Source organism: Pseudidiomarina sp. WS423 (assembly GCF_050750165.1).
In the GTDB taxonomy this organism is placed as follows: Bacteria; Pseudomonadota; Gammaproteobacteria; order Enterobacterales; family Alteromonadaceae; genus Pseudidiomarina; species Pseudidiomarina fusca.
On record NZ_JBOJLN010000017.1, the window covers coordinates 18,783 to 40,383 of the forward strand.

At 48.2% G+C, this 21,601-nt stretch carries 19 protein-coding genes and 2 tRNA genes; 15 read left to right on the forward strand and 6 right to left on the reverse strand.

Going from position 1 to position 21,601, the window contains the following annotated elements:
* Positions 1–43 precede the first annotated feature (43 nt).
* Positions 44–838: an FKBP-type peptidyl-prolyl cis-trans isomerase gene (locus tag ACQ661_RS11285; protein WP_153827091.1), complete on the forward strand. Its 795-nt coding sequence runs from the start codon at positions 44–46 to the stop codon at positions 836–838.
* A 26-nt stretch (positions 839–864) separates the two neighbouring features.
* On the opposite strand, the gene rsd is transcribed toward ACQ661_RS11285, so the two are convergent.
* On the reverse strand, positions 865–1,335 hold the full coding sequence (rsd, locus tag ACQ661_RS11290) for a sigma D regulator (protein WP_110075466.1): 471 nt from the start codon (positions 1,333–1,335) through the stop codon (positions 865–867).
* An 88-nt stretch (positions 1,336–1,423) separates the two neighbouring features.
* On the opposite strand from rsd, the gene nudC reads away from it, so the two are divergent.
* The 4 genes from nudC (at position 1,424) to ACQ661_RS11310 (ending at position 7,637) form a co-directional block, all read left to right on the forward strand.
* Positions 1,424–2,242, forward strand: a complete 819-nt coding sequence (gene nudC, locus ACQ661_RS11295) for an NAD(+) diphosphatase (RefSeq protein ID WP_153827093.1) — start codon at positions 1,424–1,426, stop codon at positions 2,240–2,242.
* A 61-nt stretch (positions 2,243–2,303) separates the two neighbouring features.
* Complete coding sequence (gene hemE, locus ACQ661_RS11300) at positions 2,304–3,368, forward strand: uroporphyrinogen decarboxylase (RefSeq protein WP_153827094.1); 1,065 nt, start codon at positions 2,304–2,306, stop codon at positions 3,366–3,368.
* 108 nt (positions 3,369–3,476) lie between these two features.
* Positions 3,477–4,532, forward strand: a complete 1,056-nt coding sequence (locus ACQ661_RS11305; protein WP_110075464.1) for an efflux RND transporter periplasmic adaptor subunit — start codon at positions 3,477–3,479, stop codon at positions 4,530–4,532.
* Between the two features lie 3 nt (positions 4,533–4,535).
* Positions 4,536–7,637: an efflux RND transporter permease subunit gene (locus ACQ661_RS11310; RefSeq protein WP_431668356.1), complete on the forward strand. Its 3,102-nt coding sequence runs from the start codon at positions 4,536–4,538 to the stop codon at positions 7,635–7,637.
* Between the two features lie 28 nt (positions 7,638–7,665).
* Here ACQ661_RS11310 and ACQ661_RS11315 read toward each other — a convergent pair whose 3' ends face one another.
* From ACQ661_RS11315 to rsgA, 3 genes are read right to left on the reverse strand one after another with little or no spacing between them, the layout of a single operon-like run.
* Positions 7,666–8,394, reverse strand: coding sequence for a glycerophosphodiester phosphodiesterase (locus ACQ661_RS11315; RefSeq protein WP_153827096.1), 729 nt, complete (start codon positions 8,392–8,394; stop codon positions 7,666–7,668).
* Positions 8,395–8,435: 41 nt separating this feature from the next.
* Positions 8,436–9,305, reverse strand: a complete 870-nt coding sequence (asd, locus tag ACQ661_RS11320; RefSeq protein ID WP_416380906.1) for an archaetidylserine decarboxylase — start codon at positions 9,303–9,305, stop codon at positions 8,436–8,438.
* On the reverse strand, positions 9,302–10,372 hold the full coding sequence (gene rsgA, locus ACQ661_RS11325; protein ID WP_313933319.1) for a small ribosomal subunit biogenesis GTPase RsgA: 1,071 nt from the start codon (positions 10,370–10,372) through the stop codon (positions 9,302–9,304). Before rsgA ends, asd begins: the two co-directional genes overlap by 4 nt.
* A 94-nt stretch (positions 10,373–10,466) precedes the next feature.
* Here rsgA and orn point away from each other — a divergent pair, with 94 nt between their 5' ends.
* From orn to arsJ, 6 genes are all read left to right on the forward strand, one after another.
* Positions 10,467–11,015, forward strand: coding sequence for an oligoribonuclease (orn, locus tag ACQ661_RS11330; protein WP_110075459.1), 549 nt, complete (start codon positions 10,467–10,469; stop codon positions 11,013–11,015).
* 131 nt (positions 11,016–11,146) lie between these two features.
* Positions 11,147–11,222: transfer RNA gene (locus ACQ661_RS11335), tRNA-Gly, on the forward strand.
* 12 nt (positions 11,223–11,234) lie between these two features.
* Positions 11,235–11,310, forward strand: a tRNA-Gly gene (locus ACQ661_RS11340).
* A gap of 161 nt (positions 11,311–11,471) precedes the next feature.
* Positions 11,472–12,224, forward strand: a complete 753-nt coding sequence (locus ACQ661_RS11345) for a metalloregulator ArsR/SmtB family transcription factor (RefSeq protein WP_153827098.1) — start codon at positions 11,472–11,474, stop codon at positions 12,222–12,224.
* Positions 12,221–13,216: an ArsJ-associated glyceraldehyde-3-phosphate dehydrogenase gene (locus tag ACQ661_RS11350; protein WP_431668358.1), complete on the forward strand. Its 996-nt coding sequence runs from the start codon at positions 12,221–12,223 to the stop codon at positions 13,214–13,216. Before ACQ661_RS11345 ends, ACQ661_RS11350 begins: the two co-directional genes overlap by 4 nt.
* Positions 13,217–14,428 carry an organoarsenical effux MFS transporter ArsJ gene (gene arsJ, locus ACQ661_RS11355; RefSeq protein WP_431668360.1) on the forward strand — a complete coding sequence of 404 codons (1,212 nt, stop codon included), beginning with the start codon at positions 13,217–13,219 and terminating at the stop codon, positions 14,426–14,428.
* Here the strand turns inward: arsJ and ACQ661_RS11360 are convergent.
* Positions 14,411–14,890 (reverse strand): hypothetical protein, encoded by a 480-nt coding sequence (locus ACQ661_RS11360; RefSeq protein ID WP_431668361.1) that lies wholly within the window; start codon positions 14,888–14,890, stop codon positions 14,411–14,413. The genes arsJ and ACQ661_RS11360 overlap by 18 nt on opposite strands.
* The gene (locus tag ACQ661_RS11365; RefSeq protein WP_153827101.1) at positions 14,890–15,261 is read right to left on the reverse strand and encodes a DUF423 domain-containing protein; all 372 of its coding nucleotides are present in this window, start codon (positions 15,259–15,261) and stop codon (positions 14,890–14,892) included. The genes ACQ661_RS11360 and ACQ661_RS11365 overlap by 1 nt, the downstream gene beginning before the upstream one ends.
* Positions 15,262–15,307: 46 nt before the next feature.
* On the opposite strand from ACQ661_RS11365, the gene ACQ661_RS11370 reads away from it, so the two are divergent.
* From ACQ661_RS11370 to maoP, 4 genes are all read left to right on the forward strand, one after another.
* Positions 15,308–16,591: an acetyl-CoA hydrolase/transferase family protein gene (locus tag ACQ661_RS11370; protein WP_431668363.1), complete on the forward strand. Its 1,284-nt coding sequence runs from the start codon at positions 15,308–15,310 to the stop codon at positions 16,589–16,591.
* A gap of 221 nt (positions 16,592–16,812) precedes the next feature.
* Entirely contained in the window at positions 16,813–18,909 is a 2,097-nt protein-coding gene (locus ACQ661_RS11375) for a cytochrome D1 domain-containing protein (RefSeq protein ID WP_431668365.1), read from the forward strand.
* Between the two features lie 2 nt (positions 18,910–18,911).
* The gene (locus ACQ661_RS11380) at positions 18,912–21,086 is read left to right on the forward strand and encodes a TonB-dependent receptor domain-containing protein (protein WP_431668367.1); all 2,175 of its coding nucleotides are present in this window, start codon (positions 18,912–18,914) and stop codon (positions 21,084–21,086) included.
* 127 nt (positions 21,087–21,213) lie between these two features.
* On the forward strand, positions 21,214–21,579 hold the full coding sequence (gene maoP, locus ACQ661_RS11385) for a DUF413 domain-containing protein (RefSeq protein ID WP_431668368.1): 366 nt from the start codon (positions 21,214–21,216) through the stop codon (positions 21,577–21,579).
* Positions 21,580–21,601 lie beyond the last annotated feature (22 nt).

The following is a 21,601-nucleotide window of genomic DNA, read 5'->3' on the forward strand; positions in this document are numbered from 1 at the left end:
ATTACAACGTACTCTGACAGAGAATTCAATCCTGGAGAATAGAATGATGCAATTTAAAAAGCCTTTAGCGCTGGCCTTGGTAGCGCTTGCTGTATCTGGCTGTATGCAACAACAAGAAGAAGCGAAACCAACGGGCCCAGTGAGCTACCAAGTAAGCGAAACTGCCCCGGTAGATGAGCGCGAGAAAATGGCTTATGCCTTAGGTTCTTCGGTAGGTACTTTTGTTGGCAAAACATTAGACCGTCAAGAAGAGGCAGACTTTTTACTTGACCGTGATCTGGTTATCACGGGTTTTGTTGATGCAGTAAAAGCTGAGGCTAAACTTAGCCAAGCAGAAGCTGAAGAATTATTGATGACCATGCAAGAAGTTGTGACTGAGCAGCGTCAGCAAGTTCTAGGTGGTAAGGCCCAAGCTGAAGGCGAAGCCTATCTAGCTGAAAATGCGCAACGCGAAGGCGTAACTGTCACTGAATCAGGCCTGCAATACGAAGTGATTAGCGAAGGTGCTGAAGGTGGCGCGCAGCCAACTGAAACTGATATCGTAGAAGTACATTACGAAGGAACCTTAATCAACGGCGAAGTGTTTGACAGCTCAGTTGAGCGTGGTGAACCAGCTGTATTCCCACTTAACCGTGTTATCGCAGGCTGGACTGAAGGCGTGCAGTTGATGAGCGTGGGTGATAAGTTCCGCTTTGTGATTCCAGCGGCGCTAGCTTATGGTGAGCGTGAAGTGGGTAATGGTTTGATTCCGGCTAACTCAACCTTGATTTTTGAAGTTGAGTTGCTAGACGTGAAACAAGCTCAAACTGCAGAAGACAACGCAGTAGACGCTGGTTAAGCCCAAGCGTCTACAGCAAGGAGCCATTAGAGCAGTTGATGCTGCTCTAGTGTGCTCAGTAATCTATCTTCAAATTCCATCCGTAGTTCTAATGCTTCGCCTAAGTGCGATAGATGCTGGTCGAACTGTTGTAACCCATTGTCTTCATTGATTTCGCCGTAAGCGTCATTGAAGTCTAGCGCAATTTCGGTGGTGTCGCTAATTAACGGAAAAACTTCGTTAGCTAATTCACGGGTACTTTGTGGTGCTTGTTGACTGTTGCGGATGATCTGGTCATACACTTCAAAGTGACCGGCCGATACGTAATCCATCAATAGCTCGCAAAAATGACGGATATCCTGAGCTGCCGGGAGTGCTTGTGAATCGCGTTCATAGGGCGCTAGGCCAGCTAATTTAAAATAATCCACTAATACTGCCTGTCGTTCTTGTAGCCAGGTATCTATAGCCTGATGAGCGCCACTCCAGCGTTGTTTGGCGTGTTCGTTGCGTTTTAACATGCAGTTCTCCGTTTGAATCATAGTCATCAATCTACTGATGATGCTAAGCTATCGTCAACTATTTTTGTTTGAAAAGGATAACATAAGCATGTCAAAGCCGTACCAAAAGCCTGCTGCTGACGAGCCAGCTTGGTGGTTTATTGTATCCGCGGGCGAACTACTGCTCAGTCCTACCGATAATCGACCTCCCCATGGGCAGTTAGATCAGTTGCCTTTGCCAGACTTGAATGACTATAAAGTGGTGTTCATTGGCGAGTTGCGTGAGCGCAATTGCTATTTAGTGATGGCTGATTTTGGCGACGCAGAATTTGCTGCGTTGGGCGATTTTCATAGCCTGCGTGAGGTGTTGGTGCAGCAAGATGATGATATGTTTGCCATGGCCGCGCGGGCTAAGCAAATAGCAGATTATCTGCAAACCCACCGTTTTTGTGGTCGCTGTGGAGCACGGATGCAAGCAGTTGACTGGGAATTAGCCATGCATTGCCATAGCTGCCAGCATCGTTGTTACCCGCGTATTTCACCTTGCATTATTGTAGCCATTAGAAAAGGCCGTAAGGTGCTGTTAGCGCGCGGTAAGCGCCATCCCGAAGGACTGTTTTCAGTCTTGGCTGGGTTTGTTGAGGCGGGCGAAACCTTAGAACAAACGCTAGCCCGAGAAGTTATGGAAGAAGCCGGTATTGAAATCAAAAATCATCGCTACGTGGCGAGTCAGTCCTGGCCTTTCCCGCATTCGTTGATGATAGGCTACACCGCTGAGTGGCGTAGTGGTGAACTCAGGCTTGACCCGTTTGAACTCGAGCAAGGCGATTGGTTTGATATCGACCAGCTGCCGCGAATCCCGTTACCGGGTACCATCGCCTATAAGCTAATAATGCAATTAAAAGCTGAAATTGATCAGGAAAAATAAGCCATTCGCTGGTAAAATAGCCGGCTAATATCAAGCCGGTTTAATTGGAATAGAGATTCTCATGACTGAATTAAAAAATGACTTGTACTTACGTGCTTTGTTGCGTCAACCCACCGAGCGCACGCCGATCTGGATGATGCGTCAAGCTGGTCGCTATTTACCAGAATACCGCGAGGTACGTAAGCAAGCCGGTGATTTTATGGCTTTGTGTAAAAACCCAGAGCTAGCTTGTGAGGTGACTCTGCAACCATTACGTCGGTTTGGTCTTGATGCTGCGATTTTGTTCTCAGATATTCTTACTATCCCAGATGCGATGGGCTTAGGTTTGTATTTTGAAACCGGCGAAGGTCCTAAATTTGAGCGGCCATTACGTGATTTAGCGGCTATCGAAAAACTAGCGGTGCCAGATCCTGAGTTAGAGTTAGGTTATGTGATGGATGCAGTGCGTACCATTCGCCGTGAGCTAAAAGGTCAGGTGCCATTGATTGGTTTTTCGGGTAGTCCATGGACCTTAGCGACCTACATGGTTGAAGGTGGCAGCACCAAAAACTTCAGTGTCGTGAAAAAAATGATGTTCGCTGAACCTCAAGCGATGCACTTGTTGTTAGATAAGCTGGCGCAGTCAGTGACTAGCTATTTGAATGCGCAAATCGCAGCCGGTGCGCAAGCGGTAATGATCTTTGATACTTGGGGTGGCGTACTAAGCCCACGTGACTACCGTGAGTTTTCGTTGCGCTACATGCAGCAAATCGTCAGTGGATTAACGCGCCACGCCGACGGTCGCCAAGTGCCAGTAACCTTGTTTACCAAAAATGGCGGCGCCTGGTTGGCCGATATGGCAGCAACGGGGTGTGATGCTTTAGGGGTGGATTGGACCACTGATTTAGCTACTGCACGCAGTTTAGTTGGCGACAAAGTTGCACTACAAGGCAACATGGACCCAAGTATTTTGTACGCCTCGCCAGAGCGAATTCGCGCAGAAGTTGCAACCATCTTGGCAAGTTATGGTCAAGGTACAGGGCATGTGTTTAACCTCGGTCATGGAATTCACCCTGAAGTGAATCCAGAACATGCTGGCGCCTTTATTGATGCCGTACATGAGCTGAGCCCGGCTTACCATCGTTAAGAGTTTGCGGTAAAGCCCGCTTATTCGGCGGTAAGCGGGCGCTCCTTACCACAGTACTGCGTTACAATAAGGGTATCTTATTTTTGTAAACGTAGTACTAGAGGGTTTATGGCCGCACGGAACGTCTTTAATCCAGTCAGCATTGTTGTCCTTATTCTGGCGGCAGCAGTAGCATACTTTTATTGGTTTGCTGAAGTTGCGCCCAAAGAAGAACGTCCACAAAACCCCGTCCCGGTTGAAGTGCAATCTGCACAAATCAGCGAATTCAGAGATGTGATTGAAGCGCTAGGTACGGCGCAAGCAAATGAATCCATCGTGGTGACTGCCCAAGCCCAAGAAATAGTGATGGCGGTGCACTTTGATGATGGTGATTTTGTTGAGGCCGGGCAGTTGCTCGTGGAGCTAGACTCACGTGAAGAAACCGCACGGGTGCAAGAGCTTAAATTCCGTTTAGCCGAGGCCAACCGTCAGTATCAACGTTTAGTAGACTTACGTCGGCAAAATGCGGCATCGCAGCAACAAGTAGAAACTCAAGATGTGTTAGTGAAAGAGATCATCGCTTCGTTAGAAGTGGCGGAAACGCAACTCGCACAAAAACGGATTGTTGCTCCTTTCAGCGGCCAACTCGGTATTCGCTATGTAAGTGTCGGCTCGTTAGTCGCGCCTGGCGACCAAATTACTACGCTTGATGACACGTCACCGATTAAATTAGATTTTAATGTTCCGGAACTTTATTTTGCTAGCTTGAAAGTTGGCCAAGAAGTTGCGGCTCGCAGTGGTGCCTACCCCGGCGAAGAGTTTCGTGGCGTGATCCGCAGTATCGACTCGCGCGTTGACCCATTAACTCGTTCCATTTTAGTTCGAGCTAACATTCCCAACGAAGACAATAAATTACGTCCCGGCATGTTATTGCGGGTGAACCTATTGCGTAGTGTGGACGAAACCATGATCTTGCCAGAAAAGGCGATTGTTCCAGTTCAAGATCAAACCTACGTGTATGTGGTCACCAGCGACAATATGGCCAAGCAAGTGCCAGTTACCGTTGGCCGTCGTAAACCCGGTATTGTTGAAATATTGGATGGGATTAAACCTGGTGACAAGGTGGTTACTGAAGGCATGGTGCGTTTGCGCGACGGTGTTGCAGTCAAGATTCGGGAGGACTAAGCCATGATTTTGTCAGACCTCTCGGTTAAACGACCGGTTTTTGCAGCGGTAGTTAATATTCTGCTGATCGTGTTTGGTATTGTCGCTTTTACCATGCTGCCATTACGCGAGTACCCAGATATTGACCCACCGGTAGTATCGATAGACACCAATTACACTGGGGCCTCTGCTGATATCGTAGAAACTCAAATCACTCAGGTCATTGAAGACCGGATTAGCGGTATCGAAGGGATCAAAAGCATCAACTCTAGCAGCCGAAATGGCCGCTCTCGGATCAGCATCGAGTTTGAATTAACTCGTGATATTGATGCCGCCGCAAATGATGTGCGAGACCGTGTATCGCGCGTATTAGATAACTTGCCAGAGCAAGTTGACCCGCCTGAAGTTTCCAAAGCTAACTCAGATGAAAGTACCATCGTTTGGTACAACCTGCGTAGTGAGAGCATGTCGGTACTAGAGCTTACTGACTATGCCGATCGCTACATCGCCGATCGTCTCTCCGTTGTAGACGGCGTAGCGCGGGTGCAACTTGGTGGTGAACGGCGTTACGCCATGCGCATCTGGCTAGACCGCGACGCCATGGCGGCACGTAACATCACTGTCACCGATATAGAAAACCGCTTACGGTCTGAAAACGTGGAATTGCCAGCTGGTGAAGTGGAGTCGATTGACCGCGAGTTCACGGTGCGGGTGGCTCGAACTTACCTTACCCCAGAGCACTTTGAACGGCTCACCATCAAGCGTGGCGACAATGGGCAATTGGTTCGTTTAGCTGAAGTTGCGCGGATCGAAATGGGGGCCGAGAACGATAAAACTGACTTCCGCGGTAACGGCATCAACATGGTGGGTATCGGGATTGTGAAACAATCCAAAGCCAACACCTTAGATGTGGTTGAAAATGTGAAGCGGGAGATTGCTATTATTGAGCAAACTCTGCCAGAAACCATGTTTATCGTGCCTAGCTACGATTCATCTATCTTCATCAAAGGCTCGATCGACGAGGTTTATAATACCTTGGGTATTGCGATGGCGTTGGTCGTGGTGGTGATTTACTTGTTCTTGGGTAATATCCGCGCCACCTTAATTCCGGCCTTAACCGTTCCGGTAGCTATTATTGCCTCTTATATTGCGCTCTTTGCGATGGGCTTTTCGATCAACTTACTGACGTTGCTAGCATTGGTACTGGCTATCGGTTTAGTCGTCGATGACTCGATTGTGGTGTTAGAAAATATTTATCGTCGGATTGAATCTGGCGAGCCACCTTTATTAGCGGCCTATCGCGGTGCTCGTGAAGTAGGTTTCGCAGTCATTGCAACTACGTTAGTGCTGATCTCGGTGTTTGTTCCATTAGCCTTTTTAGATGGCAACATAGGGCAACTGTTTACTGAGTTTGCCTTGGCTATTGCTGCGGCTGTGGCATTCTCAAGTATTGCGGCATTAACCTTGTCGCCCATGCTCAGCTCTAAAATTCTGCGCAAAAAAGAGCGCTCGAGTAAGTTCGGGCAGCTCATGGACCGCGGTTTTGAGAAGCTAGAAAACGGGTATGTCAAACTACTTAAGCGAGTGTTGGCTTATCCGTGGATGTCTGCAGCGTTAGTGGTACTGTCCGGTGTGCTAGCCTTTGGCATGATGAAGTTCATCGAGCAAGAATTTGTACCACCAGAAGACCGAGGCACTTTCTACGTGATGGTGCGCAGTGCCGAAGGTGCTTCATTTGAGTCAAATTCCGCCCATATGCGTGAAATTGAAAGTATTTTATTACCTTATTTAGACCAAGGTAAAATTGACCGGTTAATTATTCGGTCACCGGGTTGGGGTGATTCAGCAGGTATTGCGATTGTTGGAGCGGTACCTTTTGAAGAGCGCGAATGGTCAAGCTTTGAGTTGATGGATGAGGTATCCAAGCAACTTAGCGACGTGACTGGGGTGCGAGCCTTTGCCTTCATGCGCAGCGGTATTAGTGGGGGGAACGGGCGTCCGGTGCAGTTTGTCTTGCAAGGTAATACTTACGAGCAATTGGCTGCTTATGCCCAGGTGGTGATAGAAAAAGCTAGCCAGAATCCTAACTTGCTAGATTTAGATACCGATTACAAAGCGACCTTGCCGCAATTACTGATTCGGATTGACCAAGAGCGGGCTTCCGACCTTGGTGTATCGGTGGGAGATATCGGTCGTACCTTAGAAACCATGTTGGGGCAACGGCGTGCAACCACCTATTTGGATCGCGGTGAAGAATACGATGTGATTTTAGAAGGTGAGCGTTCTGACTATCGTAGCCCTACTGCCATCGATAATATCTACGTGCGTTCAACTTCTACTAATCAGCTGATCCCGTTATCGAACTTGGTGACGGTAGATGAACAGGCTACGTCTGGCTCACTCAACCGCTATAACCGTATGCGTAGTATTACCATTGAAGCCAACTTGGCCGAAGGTTACTCGCTGGGTGAAGCCCTAGGCTATCTAGAAAACATCGTAAAAGCTGAACTGCCTGATGATGTCTCGATTGACTATAAAGGCGAGTCACTGTTGTACAAAGAAAGCGGTAGCTCGGTTATTTTCGTGTTTGTACTAGCCTTGCTGATTGCGTACTTGGTGTTAGCAGCACAATTTGAAAGCTTTGTGCATCCGTTGGTGATCATGTTGATGGTGCCAGTGGCAGTGTTAGGTGCCGTTATCGGCATGTACGCAGCAGATATGACCATCAATATTTACAGCCAAATCGGCATTGTCATGCTGATTGGTTTAGCGGCTAAGAACGGTATCTTGATTGTGGAGTTCGCCAACCAGTTGCGAGATGCCGGTATGCGTTTTGATGATGCGTTAATTCGCGCCTCACAGCAGCGCTTACGGCCAATCGTGATGACGGCCTTCACCACCTTGATGAGTTCGGTTCCATTGATACTGGGATCGGGCCCTGGCGCTGAAAGTCGGATGGTGATCGGGGGCGTTATTTTTAGTGGGGTAGCCTTATCAGCCTTCTTAACCATCTTTGTTATTCCTGGGCTGTACTCACTCCTTGCACGTAACACGACTTCGCCAGAGCAGCTTGCGAATGAGTTAGCTGAGCTGGAGCAACAACATCCGGATACACGGGCCCACTAATGCTATTGATGACGTAACTGGATGCCCATTAATCCAGTTGCGTCGCTTCTCTTGCGGTTACCGGTAAGCCGCGCAATACATTAGCCGCCAATTGCGGGTTGTTCGTGAAAATCCCATCCACACCCATCGCTTGTAGTTCCCGCATGTCCTCTGGCTCGTCTACCGTATAGACCAAGACTTTGAGTTGCCGCCGATGGGCGTCAGCAATAAAGGCAGGGGTAACAAAATCGACATCAATATGTACTGACCAAGCATTGAGTTCACTCGCAAAAGCTGCGTAATGAAGCCCACATGAGGACGTGAGTGCACCAATTCTGAATTGCGGGTGGTCGCGTTTAAACTGCTGCAACCAATGGTGATTAAAGCTTGAAATAATGAGTTGTGAGAACTTGAAGTGATGTTGCTTGATGGCATGCAATAAATGCTTGCTCAAGCCACGCTGGATATCCGCACCTTTGAGCTCAATATTGACGGCACAACGACCATTAATGAAGGCTAGTGCTTCAGCCAGGGTGGGCACCGGTTGCTGCCCAAATACTTGCAGTTGGCGTACCTGGGCTAGGCTTAGATCACTTAAGCGCCCCGGCTGGGCTGCTAAGCGTGCTAGGTAACGGTCATGGAACACAATCCATTCATCAGCCAAGGGATAGACATCTAGCTCAATGCCATCGGCCTGCGCATCGATGGCTGCCGCAAAAGCGGCCAGAGTGTTTTCTGGGGCCGCGAAGCTAGCACCTCGATGCGCAAAAATAAGCATGCTAACTCATCCTTACTTGGCGATAGGTTATGGGTAAATGGCTAGTCGTCCAAGGTGCCTAAGAGCTCACCCATGCGGGTGACAGAACCAGGCTCTAGCTCATCCGCAAAATCAATCATGTCGTCTGGAAAGGTCAGGATAACCGTAGAGCCAAGTTTGAAGTGACCCATCTCTTCACCTTTTTTCAGCACGATGGCTTGCTCACCTGAGCTCGGATAGTTCCAGCTGTGGACGCTAGGTCCGCGTGGAGGGGTTACGGTACCCGACCATACGGTGCCAATGCTGGCGACAATGGTGGCACCGACCAAGACCATCGCAAAGGGACCGTGCTCGCTATCAAAAATACAGACCACGCGTTCGTTGCGCGCAAAGAGATTGGGTACATTGGCAGCGGTGAAAGGATTTACTGAGTACAAATCACCCGGCACATAAATCATTTTGCGCAACACGCCATCACAAGGCATGTGAATACGGTGATAATCTTTCGGCGCTAAATAAATGGTCGCAAAATCACCACTTTTAAATGGATGGGAGTCTCGTGGATCACCACCAAGCAGTTCAGTTAAGCTGTAATCGTGCCCTTTAGCTTGAAAAATCCGGCCATCTTCGATATCGCCTAACTGGCTAATAGCACCGTCGACCGGATGAGCAAACTCATGCTCTGCAGCTGCTTTTAAGGGGCGCAATTCAGGTTTGAGCTGGCGCGTGAAAAACTCATTAAAGGTTTTGTAGGCGCGCGGATCTTCGTGCAGCGCCTCGCTCATATTGATCTTGTACTGGCGGATAAACCAACGAATAAATAGCTGGGTAAACCAACCGGCCTTGGCTGCCGCAAAACGGCCCACTAAGCGAGATAGCGCATGCTTGGGGGTCCAATGTTGAGCTTGAATTTTTACCGAATCCCAGTTCACGATTTTTTTCCTCGAGGTGTTACGCGCGATGGCTTTTTCAGCGTCATCGACTCAATGATACGGTGAAAATTGTACATGCGCAGCGCATATAAATCACCTGTTTCTACGGCCTGTTGTAACGCACACTCAGGATCATCTAAGTGTTTGCAGTCACGAAATTTACAACGCCCTAAATAGGGTCGAAAATCTTTAAAGCACCAAGCCACGCGTTCGGGCTCTAAGTGCCAAAGGGCAAACTCCCGAATACCAGGCGAATCGATTAACACACCGCCATTGGGCAGCGGGTAACGCGTAGCAACCGTTGTGGTATGTTGACCTAAGCCAGAGTTATCTGAAACGGCGCCTACTTCTGCGTCTATTTCGGGCAGTAATGCGTTAACAAGTGAGGACTTACCAACCCCAGATTGACCGACTACGATAGAGACATGGTCATCTAACACCTGTTGCAAACTGATCAGGCTAGCGGCTTGTTTGGCGCTTACTTGTAGTACCTGATAGCCAATCGCCTGATACATGGCCAGTGCAGATTGAATCTCAGCAGCTGCGTCGGCTTCAATGTCAGCTAATAAGTCAGCTTTATTGAGAATGATCACTGGGGTGACTTCAATGTCCTCACAAGCGACTAAGTAGCGATCAATGATTTGCGTTGAAAAAGCCGGCAATACGCTAGACACAATCAAAATCTGATCGACATTTGCGGCTACGGGCTTCAAGCCATCATAGTAATCAGGACGGCTTAGTAAGGAGCTGCGTGGCTGTACCGCCTCGATCACACCGACTACATCGTTGGTGCTCTGTTGCAAACGCCGCCATACCACCACATCACCACACACTAAGGAGTCTACCGAGCGGCGAATATGGCAACGTAGATCGGGCTCGGTGGGGGTGCAGATAATGGCCTGCTGGCCAAAGCGGCTAACCACAGTTCCTGCTTCAGGCGCTCCTAAACTAGAGGCATCTGTCTCTAACTCAGGCGTGGCTGGGGCTTCAGCTTGTTGCAGACGCTTTTGTTGATTGGCCTGCATCCGTCGTAGTTGACCTTTATTGAGCTTGCGTTGTTTCGCCATGTAAAATTAATTCCGCTAAACACTAGCCATAATCATACATTATTACGCACAATAGTGCTTTAAACTTCATCAGCATAGCCGTTAAGGAACTACTATGAGCGCAGCCGCACGGTTGATTTGGATTGACCTCGAGATGACAGGGCTTGAGCCTGACCATGACCATATCATTGAAATCGCCACCATCATCACCGATTACCAGTTGAACGTACTGGCTGAAGGGCCCGTCTTAGCGGTGTATCAACCGCCAGCTCATTTGGCCAAGATGGATGATTGGAATGTGCGCACGCACACGGGTTCTGGTTTAGTGCAGCGAGTGCAAGAAAGCACCTTAGATGATGCTGCTGCCGAGCAGGCGACTATTGAGTTTCTACAACAGTGGGTTACCCCTGGAACATCGCCCATGTGTGGTAATAGTATCGGTCAAGATCGCCGTTTTTTAGCGCGTCATATGCCTAAACTTGAGCAATTTTTTCATTATCGCAATTTAGATGTTAGTACGGTAAAGCAACTGGCGAAATACTGGGCGCCAGACGTGGCCGCCGGCTTAACGAAACAGGGCGCCCATACCGCTCTAGCAGATATTCGTGAATCGATAGAAGAGCTCAAATATTATCGTGAGCATTTTTTCAAATTACCCGAATAGCTCAGAATTGCGACTGGATTGTTGGTAATTAGTACAACAATCGACGGAAATCCGCACAAAGCGTCATAAACATGCAAAAAAGGGGTTGACGAAAAAAGGCGAATCCGTAGAATACGCCCTCGTTGACGATTGCGAGAATAGCTCAGCTGGTAGAGCACAACCTTGCCAAGGTTGGGGTCGCGAGTTCGAATCTCGTTTCTCGCTCCAACGTCGACATCTGCGAGAATAGCTCAGCTGGTAGAGCACAACCTTGCCAAGGTTGGGGTCGCGAGTTCGAATCTCGTTTCTCGCTCCAAATTCCGAAAACCCGAAAGCTTCAGGCTCTCGGGTTTTTTTGTGCCTGTTATTTAGCCTATTTAATTTATAAATGCATATATATGGAAATCCATATATATCTTGCATTACATACGGATTTCCATATATGATGAGCCTCATGAAGTTAACCATGAGGTAGCAATGAAGGTCTTATTCCTATGTACTGCTAATTCTGCACGGTCATTGCTCGCGGAAGCCATTATGCGGCAATTTGCTGATCCTGAAGATGTGATTGCCAGCGCTGGCACGGCGCCTGCTCAGATCAATCCAGCCGTGATCTCAACCTTGTCCGCCATGAATATCGATACCAGCGGTTTACGTGCAAAACATCTGGATGAATTTGCAGATAGTCGTTTTGATTATGTGATTAGTTTATGTGATAGGGCACGACATGAGTGTCAAAGCGACTATTCAGGTAGTCAGTTCATTGCTTGGGATTTTCCTGATCCTGCCAGCAGTAACGATAGCCAAGCTTTTCAACGCACCGCGCAAGAGCTCAGTGAGCGGATTCGGATGTTCTTGTTGATTCAACGCAAGCGAGCGGGACAAGCGCATTTATTTAATCGCCCCGAAGAACTTTTTAAGGTACTGGCGGATCCGTTACGACTCACCATGATTTGCATACTCGTCAGTGGCACGGAGCGCTGTGTGTGCGACTTGGTAGAATTGACCGGAATGTCGCAGCCTAAGGTCTCTCGCCATTTAGCGCAATTACGAGATTACGGTTTGTTGTTAGACCGTAAAGATCAGCGCTGGGTTTATTATCGCTTGAATCCGGCGCTGCCCGACTGGATGAAAAAAGTAATCGCTGCTACTGCAGATTACAATCCACAGCTAGCAGTAGCCCAACATAGTGCGTGCGTTACTAACGCTACGCCAAAGGAGGAAGTATGACAGTAAAAGTAGGTATTAACGGATTAGGACGAATTGGTCGCTTGGCCTTACGAATTGCCTGGCAAAATCCAGCCTTAGAAATTGTTCAAGTCAACGACCCTGGCGCTGCAGCAGAGACCTTTGCGCATTTGCTCAATTTTGATTCCGTACACGGCCGCTGGGAGCATGAAGCAAGTGCGGTGGATGGAAACTTACAGATTGGCGGCAACATCATCAAGTTTTCACAATACAAAACTATCGCAGAAAACGATTGGTCAGGTTGCGATATCGTGCTTGAAGCGTCCGGCAAAATGAAGACGGTAGCTGTGCTCAACGAATACCTGCAGCAAGGCGTGAAGCGAGTGGTGGTGTCTGCACCAGTCAAAGAACCAGGTGCGTTAAATCTAGTGATGGGAGTTAATGACCATCTTTATGATGCTGCGAAACACCGGATTATTACCGCTGAATCCTGCACCACCAATTGTTTAGCGCCAGTGGTGAAAGTTCTGCAAGATAACATAGGTATCAAGCACGGCTCGATCACCACGATTCATGATTTGACCAACACCCAGAGTATTCTAGATGCACCACATAAGGATTTACGTCGTGCACGTGCTTGTGGCATGAGCTTGATTCCAACTTCGACCGGTTCGGCCACCGCGATAGTGGAAATTTTCCCCGAGCTGAAAGGTAAGCTTGATGGCCATGCGGTGCGAGTGCCATTGGCGAATGCCTCGCTAACCGACTGTGTGTTTGAAGTGAATAGAGCAACCACAGTAGCAGAGGTGAATGGTTGGCTAAAAGAGGCTGCTGAGCATCAATTGCAGGGGATTTTAGGCTACGAAGAACGGCCTTTAGTGTCCATTGATTACAAAACCGATCCACGCTCGAGCATTATTGATGCCCTATCAACCCAGGTTATTAATGGTACCCAAGTAAAAATTTACGCATGGTATGACAACGAATGGGGCTATGCCAACCGTACCGTTGAATTAATTGAGAAGGTGGCGTAAATGCTGCAGCAGTTATCACCAGCTGTGCGTCAATACTTACTAGTCACGGGTAATTATTGGGCCTTTACTCTCACCGACGGTGCCTTGCGCATGCTGGTGGTGCTGCACTTTCATCAGTTGGGCTACAGTGCTTTAGCGGTAGCTATGCTGTTTGTTTTTTATGAGCTGTTTGGGGTGATTACCAATTTAGTTGGTGGTTGGTTAGGGGCCCGCTGGGGCTTGAATCGCACCATGAATATTGGTTTAGCTATTCAGCTGATAGCTTTAGCGATGCTGTTAGTGCCAAGCCACTGGCTCACAGTGCTCTGGGTCATGTTGGCGCAAGCCTTATCGGGCATCGCCAAAGATCTTAATAAAATGAGTGCTAAAAGTACCATCAAATTGCTGGTGCCAGACACCCAACAAGGCCAGTTGTATAAGTGGGTGGCGATATTAACAGGTTCTAAAAACGCCTTAAAAGGAGTCGGCTTTTTTGCCGGTGGGCTATTGCTCACTTTACTTGGCTTTCAAGGTGCCGTATTGGTGATGTTGAGCATGTTAAGCGCGGTATGGTTAGCCAGTTTGTGGTTGTTGCGCAGCGATACCGGCAAAGCCACCTTTAAACCTAAATTCCGTGATTTACTCTCCAAAAGTAAACCCATCAATATTTTGGCTTTGGCAAGAATGTTGCTGTTTGGTGCTCGGGATGTTTGGTTTGTTGTGGCGTTGCCAGTCTATCTAGCTAGTCATTTGCAATGGCAGCATTGGCAGGTAGGGAGTTTTCTCGCAGTTTGGGTTATAGGATATGGTCTAGTGCAAGCTAGCGCACCTCAGTTCACTGCAAAGTCAGCAGCTACGCCAACGCGACAAGCAATAGGTTGGGGCGCTGCATTAACGGTCAGTCCGCTGCTATTGGCTTTGGCTTTGTGGCTGCAACTGCCGTTAGCGACCAGTATGATGCTGGGGTTAGGTATCTTTGGTATCTTGTTTGCGGTGAACTCATCCATACACAGCTATCTTATCGTAGCCTTTGCTCGTAGCGATGGTGTTTCTTTGGATGTAGGTTTCTATTACATGGCCAATGCCATGGGGCGGTTATTAGGCACGCTACTGTCAGGTTGGGTTTACCAACAATGGGGATTTATCGCCTGTCTCATTATTTCCACGGTATTGTTGTTTGGCTCGACGCTAGTAGTCGCCAAATTACCTGCCCTATCAGGGCCGCAACAATAGTACCAACAACGGTTGTCGCCATGGTCGTAGCTCAACTTGGCGGGTGTCGAGTGCGATCGCGGTGACTAAAAACTCGGAGCCATGTCGTACAAACTCGCTGGTAAGTAAGTAGGTATCGGTACCACTTACATGCTTGAGTTGTTTAACATTATCGGCGTGGGTTGGGTGTTGCAGCCAAGCTTTGAGTTGAGCGGGAGTGGGTAAATACCCCTGCAGTTCAGCGCCAGGCAATTGACGAAAATCAAAAGCCGAGAGTAATTGAGGATCACCTTCGCAGTTATGACCTCGCACCTGTTGCCCATAGAAACATACTGGGATAGGGCCTGTAGATGCTGAGCTAGAGGGCGGTGAACTAGCCAGCTCGTTAGCCAGTACCTGCGGACTAAAACAAACCAGTAGCAGCCCAGCGCAGGCGCTAATAAAGTTGTTACTGGGCTGTTTAGCAGTTGCTGCTGAGGCCATTAAATTTCCTTCAGCATGGCCCAAAATAGCCAGATCCAGCCAACGATAAAACATAAGCCACCCACGGGAGTTATCGGTCCAAAAAATTTATGACCTGTCAGTGCTAGCAAATATAAGCTACCCGAAAATAAAATAATCCCTGCTAATAACAGCCAACCGCCGGTGCGTAAACCACCTGAATTCGGATACGGAATCATCAACACAGCCACCATGAGTAATCCCAATGCGTGGTAGATTTGATATTGGACGCCAGTATTAAACACCGCTAGCATGTCTGCAGTTAACCATGTTTTTAGGCTATGTGCCCCAAATGCTCCAAGAATTACCCCAATAGCCATATTGATTGCACCGAGCATAACGAATAACTTCATAGCTATGAACCTTATCTTATTTTGATACTGCCCCAAAGGAGCCACCATGTTGGTACAGAATGCCGCAGAAGCACTTGCTATTCTAGAGGATAACGATGTTATTTGGTGTCAATCTATGGCAGCAACCCCTTACAAATTGCTGCAAGGCCTAGCAGAGGTCGCGCTACATCGACAAAACTTAACGTTACTGCAATTGCATACAGAACATAGTGAGATTCTTTCCGATCCTGCTTTAGTTGGCCATTTGCGCCAACGAGCCTTCTTTGTCGGTAAGTCTACTCGCGCTGCCGTGCAGCAAGGATTAGCCGACTATGTGCCGATGTTTTTATCTGAAATTCCTAAGTTATTTCGCTCGGGTGAGCAGCCCCTTGATGCCGTGTTAATTCAGGTATCGCCACCTGATGCGCATGGCTATTGTAGTTTGGGGATTTCAGTTGAAGCTACCCGCGCCGCGTTGCAGGTGGCGCGTAAAGTCATTGCTTGGGTGAACCCGCACATGCCACGTACCCACGGTGATTCTTTTATTTCGATTAATCAGATTGACCGTTATTTTGAATCGGCAGCGCCGATGCCAATCCATCAACAACCGGCTCAGAATGCGGTGACGCAAAAAATCGGCGAGCGTGTAGCTGGACTGATTAATGATGGCGATTGCCTGCAGATGGGGATCGGTGCTATTCCCGATGCAACCTTAGCTTGCTTGGGCAATCACAAAGACTTAGGTATTCATACGGAGATGTTCTCTGATGGGGTATTGCCCTTGGTGGCAAGCGGCGTGATCAATAACTCCCGTAAGCGCAAGCATCGTGGTCGTATCGTTACCACGTTCGCCATGGGGAGTCAGAAGCTTTACGATTTTGTGCATGATAATCCACAAGTTGCCTTTTTAGACGTTGAATATACCAATGATACCTCGGTGATTCGCCAGAATAAGCAAGTGATGGCGATTAATAGTGCCTTACAAATCGATCTCAGCGGCCAAGTGTGCGCTGACTCTATGGGAACTAGTATTTACTCAGGTGTGGGCGGGCAGATGGACTTTGTTCGAGGTGCTAGCCTGTCGGAAGGTGGGCGTTCAGTGATTGCTCTTCCCGCGACCGCCTGTGCTGGTAAAGTATCACGGATCAGTTCGTTGTTGAGTCCGGGCGCTGGCGTTGTTACGACGCGCGCCCACGTACATTATGTCGTGACTGAATTTGGCGTGGCTAACTTACGTGCTAAGAGTTTATCTGAGCGTGCTAGCCAATTGATTAGCATCGCCGCCCCTGAATTCCGTGAACAATTAGCTAAGGCTGCATGGGATGATTGGGGTTTAAAGGTATCGATTTAATATTTTGCGCAATGATAACGTTAGCTGCTGAGTTGATTATTCTCCGTTAAGTCGGCCGCCATCGAAGCTATAAGCGGAGTGCCTACTACTCTATTGTAGGTACTCCCTCTAGCACAGGTGTCTCCCTCCCTTCAGTGACATGGATCAAATTTTAACCAACGTCTACGCTTAATATTAGACACGGTAGTCTCATGATTCATCTGTCCAAAGGAGGACCTTCGATGAAAGCTTTAACTAACCACTCTTTAAAACCAAAGTTGTTCCCGAAAGTATCTTTAATGGCTGCGACCTTAGGCTTGATGTTTTTTGCATCTAGCAGTCCAGTGCTGGCTGATGATGATGGTAAAAAAGCCTATGAAACCAATTGCCAAGCTTGTCACCAAGCAACAGGTAAAGGTCTAGCTGGTGCTTTTCCTCCGTTAGCCGGTAATCCACATGTTACTGGTGATAAATTACACGTTGTGCGCACCGTATTGAAAGGTATGACAGGCCCGCTTGAAGTCAATGGCCAGAAGTACAATGCGGTGATGCCCCCCATGCAGCATATCAGTGACGAAGAAATTGCTGATATTGCTAACTATGTGCTCAATAGCTGGGGTAACAAAGGTGCCAAGGTTACTGAGCAAGAAGTAGAAAATGTGCGGGTAGAGTTAGGCCTTAAAGATCGTGCCGAAGGTCAACCTCACTCAGGTTCTACTGCTGCTGAAGTGGGCTATAAAGGTGCTCCATCACCGATTGCTGGTGGCAAGATGATGAAAACTGCTGGCGCCCCAGATATTAGTGAAGAAGAGTTTGCGCAAGCCCAAGAAATTTACTTCCAACGCTGCGCTGGTTGTCATGGGGTGTTACGAAAAGGCGCAACTGGCCTACCTTTAACTACTGATATCACGCAGAAGAAAGGCACGGATTATCTTAAAGCCCTGATTAACTTCGGGTCACCAGGTGGTATGCCAAACTGGGGTACCTCAGGTGAATTAACTGAGCAGCAAATTGACATGATGGCGCGCTTCTTACAGCACGAGCCACCTACTCCTCCTGAGTGGGGCATGAAAGAGATGAAAGATAGTTGGGTGGTGCACGTGAAGCCAGAAGATCGCCCAGCCAAGCCTCAGCATGATTATGACGTAGATAACATGTTTGCGGTTACGCTGCGTGATGCCGGCGAAGTAGCCATTATTGATGGTGCTAGCAAAAAAGTACTCAACTACGTGAAAACTGGGTATGCGGTGCACATCTCTCGTGCTTCTAGCTCAGGTCGTTATTTCACCACCATAGGTCGTGACGGTAAGATTGATTTGATCGATTTATACATGTTCCCGCCACAAGTAGTCGCAGAAATTAAGATTGGTCTTGAAGCTCGCTCAGTAGAGAACTCTCGTTATAAAGGTTACGAGGATAAGATCGCGATAGCTGGTGCTTATTGGCCGCCACACTATGTACTTATGGATGGTCAGTCGTTAGAGCCGAAGAAAATTGTATCGACTCGCGGTATGACTGTGGATACTCAAGAGTATCACCCAGAGCCTCGAGTAGCTGCAATTGTTGGTTCGCATAAACACCCTGAGTTTATCGTTAACGTGAAAGAAACCGGTCAAATTAAACTGGTGGACTATTCAGATATCGATAACTTAAGCGTGACTACTATTGATGCGGCGCCGTTCTTACATGACGGCGGTTGGGATCGGTCTGGTCGTTACTTTATGACTGCTGCCAACGAGAACGACACCATTGCAGTAGTGGATGCGTTAGAGCGTGAATTAGAAGCTCTAATTCCGGTAAAACGGATTCCGCACCCAGGTCGTGGCGCTAATTTTGTTGACCCTAAATACGGTCCGGTTTGGGCAACTAGTGCATTAGGTAATGCAGATATCACGCTGATTGGTACTGACCCTGAGCAGCATAAAGACAACGCCTTTAAAGTTGTCCGCGTGTTAGAAGGTCAAGGTGGTGGTTCGTTGTTCATCAAAACCCACCCGAAATCAAAAAACCTTTGGGTAGATACTCCATTTAACCCTGATGCAAAAATTGCTCAGTCGGTAGCTGTCTTCAATATTGACAACCTAGACGCTGGTTTTGATACCTTACCGATTGGTGAGTGGGCTGATTTAGGTCCGGGTCCAAAACGGATCGTGCAACCTGAATACAACATGGCCGGTGATGAAGTTTGGTTCTCGGTATGGAGTGGTCAGGAAGAAGAGTCGGCGATTGTGATTGTGGACGACAAAACTCGTAAGCTGAAGCATGTCATTAAGGGTGAGAAAATGGTCACTCCAACTGGCAAGTTTAACAACTACAATACTCGCAACGAGGTCTATTAATAGTGAAAAAAACAGCGCTCTATTGCGCAATGGCTGGGCTCACTGTAGTAGCCCAGCCAGCGCAAGCTCTTCAACAGGATGTGACTAGTAGTAACGCTGATATAGAAGTGATCACCGTGGTTGCCCATCGGCAGCCACGGCAACTTTCTGAAGTGGCTGGCACAGTTTCAGTTCTTAGCGAAGAACAAATGCAGCGCGACTTGGTGCTTAATGCAACCGACTTAGTGCGCTATCAAGTAGGAGTAGAAATAGATGACGGTGGTAGTAGGTTTGGTGATAGCGGTTTTCGTATCCGTGGTATTGGTGGTAACCGCACCGCAATCGTCATAGACCAAGTGCCAGTAGCCGACCAGTTTTCGGTTGGAGCATTTTCTGATACCGGTCGTGGCTTAATGGAACTAGGGCTGGCAAGCCGTGTTGAAATCCTACGCGGACCGGCGTCCACCTTGTATGGCTCTAAAGCTTTGGGCGGGGTGGTTGCGATTAGCTTACTTGAGGCCGATGACGTGCTATACGGCAGCAACTACGGTACTCGGTTGCAGTTAGGCTATAACAGCGATAGTCATCGTGCCAAAGTGATGGCTGCGCAGGCCTATGCAAATCAGTCCGGCTCCTTACTGCTAGCTGCAGCATTACAGTATGGGCAAGAATTACGAAGCGAGGGGGTCGCTGCTAGTGACCGTGACTTGCAACATCATCGCCAACAAGGACTATTAGCTCGATTAGCAACGGATGCGAGCTGGGGCCGCTGGCAATTTACCTTGGACGCTTTGCAAGAGAGTCGAGATACGAATATCCGCTCTGGTTTAGGTGAAGGTCGCCAAGCATCGACCACTTATTTGGCTGGTGATGATGCTCGGCAGCAGTGGCGTGCTCTGATCGATTTAGAGATGGAACCGCAAGCATGGGCCGATACCGGCCAGTGGCGGTTATATTATCAATACAGCGATACCGAACAAGACTCCCATGAAGAGCGTATGCTGTTACCCGAGCCGTTGCTTATTCAGCGCGATTTTGAATTTACCCAGCGTACCGCTGGCATCGGTGCTGACTTAGCTAAACAGTTCGACAGTGTCGGCTTTGCCCATAGACTTGGCTACGGCTTTGAATGGATTAGTTCAAGCTTAGTTGATGAACGTGACGCTTTACAAACCAATTTAACCACTCAAGTTAGCACCAATGTTTTATTAGGTGAGACTTTCCCGCTGCGTGATTTTCCGCGTAGCAGAGTGACAGAGTTTGGGATGTATGTGCATGACGAAATCGAACTCTGGGAGCAGGGACCGGTTATTAGCCCTGGGGTAAGATACGAGAACTACCGTTTACGGGCTCGTCATGATGCCCTGTTTGAATTGCGCTATCCACAATCTACGGTTACCGATTTAACCGAATCTGCGTGGCTACCTAAGTTTGGTATAGTGTGGCCGGTAAGCGAGCAGGTTGAATGGTTTGGGCAATACGCACGTGGCTATCGGGCGCCGCCTTTTAGTGATGTTAACGTGGGCTTGTATTATCCACAGTTTCGAGTCTTGGCAATTGCCAATCCTGATTTGAAAGCCGAACGTGGTTATACCTTTGAAACAGGTTTACGCGCGCGTTTAACCGGTCACTCAATAACTGCGGCCGTGTTCCACAATCGTTATAGCGATTTTATTGAGAGTCGCGCCAGTTTGGGCTTTGATCCGGTTCGGCAATTATTGATATTTCAATCGATTAACCGCGATAAAGTGGTGATTGAAGGGGCTGAATTTGAGTGGCAAGCAGACTGGAATCGGCAGTGGAGTAGTCAGCTGGCATTAGCATACAGTCGTGGTGAAGATCGTGAAACAGGCCTCGCCATAGCTGATGTTGCGCCACCTCAAGCTATCCTAGAAGTGAGTTATAGTAATGACGACTGGGAATCGCGCTTGGTCCTCACGGCAGTGCGTGGGCAACGTGAATTACAAGATGCCGATGGCAGCTTATTGTTCTCAGCGCCTGGTTACGCCACTGTGGATTGGGTGAATCGCTGGTTTGTAGCTGATGACTTAAGCATCGGTGCAGGCTTGTTCAATTTAACCGATAGACGCTATTGGAAAAATTCCCGAGTTAGTGGGTATCCGATAGCAGATCCTAGTCTGGAAGTCTTAGCAGAAGCGGGATTGCATGCTGGAATAACGGTTAATTATCAATTCTGATTAGCGCTGCCGCAAAATTAATTTAAATAAATCTGTTGACAACAGCTCATTTCGCCTCTATATCGTCACTGACGAATAGAGGCGTCGCAGTTTTTCTGGAGTTGTTGGTCTGGAGGATAGGCACATCATGGCAACATTAAACCGTGAACAGATTATTAAGAAGCCGTTTAACGACTTCAAAAACTACCCTTATGGGTTTGCCCGCTCAGGTGATTTTTCTATCCGTGAAAGCGATTTATTAGCTAAACACGGCAGTATGATTGCTGCATTAATGAGTGGCGAAATTGAACCGCAAACGGCTGAAGAGCAATCCTTGTTGGCAGTTGCGCGTGGTGAAAAGGCCGCCGATACTGCGGTAGAAAAGGCTTGGTCTAAGTATCAAGCTTGCATTAACCGACCTAAAGTTGGCAGTATGTATGGTCGTAGCCGATACACCGATGACGCATTTGAGGTGAGCGGTGGCGATGATGACGATTTAGTGGTTGAAGATTAATCAAAAAAAGCTGGCGAAAGCC

What these genes read in the sequence shown, in the direction of transcription:
- ACQ661_RS11285 (WP_153827091.1), top strand. Translation starts at nt 44, where the DNA reads ATGATGCAATTTAAAAAGCCTTTAGCGCTGGCCTTGGTAGCGCTTGCT.
- rsd (WP_110075466.1), bottom strand. Translation starts at nt 1,335, where the DNA reads ATGTTAAAACGCAACGAACACGCCAAACAACGCTGGAGTGGCGCTCAT.
- nudC (WP_153827093.1), top strand. Translation starts at nt 1,424, where the DNA reads ATGTCAAAGCCGTACCAAAAGCCTGCTGCTGACGAGCCAGCTTGGTGG.
- hemE (WP_153827094.1), top strand. Translation starts at nt 2,304, where the DNA reads ATGACTGAATTAAAAAATGACTTGTACTTACGTGCTTTGTTGCGTCAA.
- ACQ661_RS11305 (WP_110075464.1), top strand. Translation starts at nt 3,477, where the DNA reads ATGGCCGCACGGAACGTCTTTAATCCAGTCAGCATTGTTGTCCTTATT.
- ACQ661_RS11310 (WP_431668356.1), top strand. Translation starts at nt 4,536, where the DNA reads ATGATTTTGTCAGACCTCTCGGTTAAACGACCGGTTTTTGCAGCGGTA.
- ACQ661_RS11315 (WP_153827096.1), bottom strand. Translation starts at nt 8,394, where the DNA reads ATGCTTATTTTTGCGCATCGAGGTGCTAGCTTCGCGGCCCCAGAAAAC.
- rsgA (WP_313933319.1), bottom strand. Translation starts at nt 10,372, where the DNA reads ATGGCGAAACAACGCAAGCTCAATAAAGGTCAACTACGACGGATGCAG.
- orn (WP_110075459.1), top strand. Translation starts at nt 10,467, where the DNA reads ATGAGCGCAGCCGCACGGTTGATTTGGATTGACCTCGAGATGACAGGG.
- ACQ661_RS11345 (WP_153827098.1), top strand. Translation starts at nt 11,472, where the DNA reads ATGAAGGTCTTATTCCTATGTACTGCTAATTCTGCACGGTCATTGCTC.
- ACQ661_RS11350 (WP_431668358.1), top strand. Translation starts at nt 12,221, where the DNA reads ATGACAGTAAAAGTAGGTATTAACGGATTAGGACGAATTGGTCGCTTG.
- arsJ (WP_431668360.1), top strand. Translation starts at nt 13,217, where the DNA reads ATGCTGCAGCAGTTATCACCAGCTGTGCGTCAATACTTACTAGTCACG.
- ACQ661_RS11360 (WP_431668361.1), bottom strand. Translation starts at nt 14,890, where the DNA reads ATGGCCTCAGCAGCAACTGCTAAACAGCCCAGTAACAACTTTATTAGC.
- ACQ661_RS11365 (WP_153827101.1), bottom strand. Translation starts at nt 15,261, where the DNA reads ATGAAGTTATTCGTTATGCTCGGTGCAATCAATATGGCTATTGGGGTA.
- ACQ661_RS11370 (WP_431668363.1), top strand. Translation starts at nt 15,308, where the DNA reads ATGTTGGTACAGAATGCCGCAGAAGCACTTGCTATTCTAGAGGATAAC.
- ACQ661_RS11375 (WP_431668365.1), top strand. Translation starts at nt 16,813, where the DNA reads ATGAAAGCTTTAACTAACCACTCTTTAAAACCAAAGTTGTTCCCGAAA.
- maoP (WP_431668368.1), top strand. Translation starts at nt 21,214, where the DNA reads ATGGCAACATTAAACCGTGAACAGATTATTAAGAAGCCGTTTAACGAC.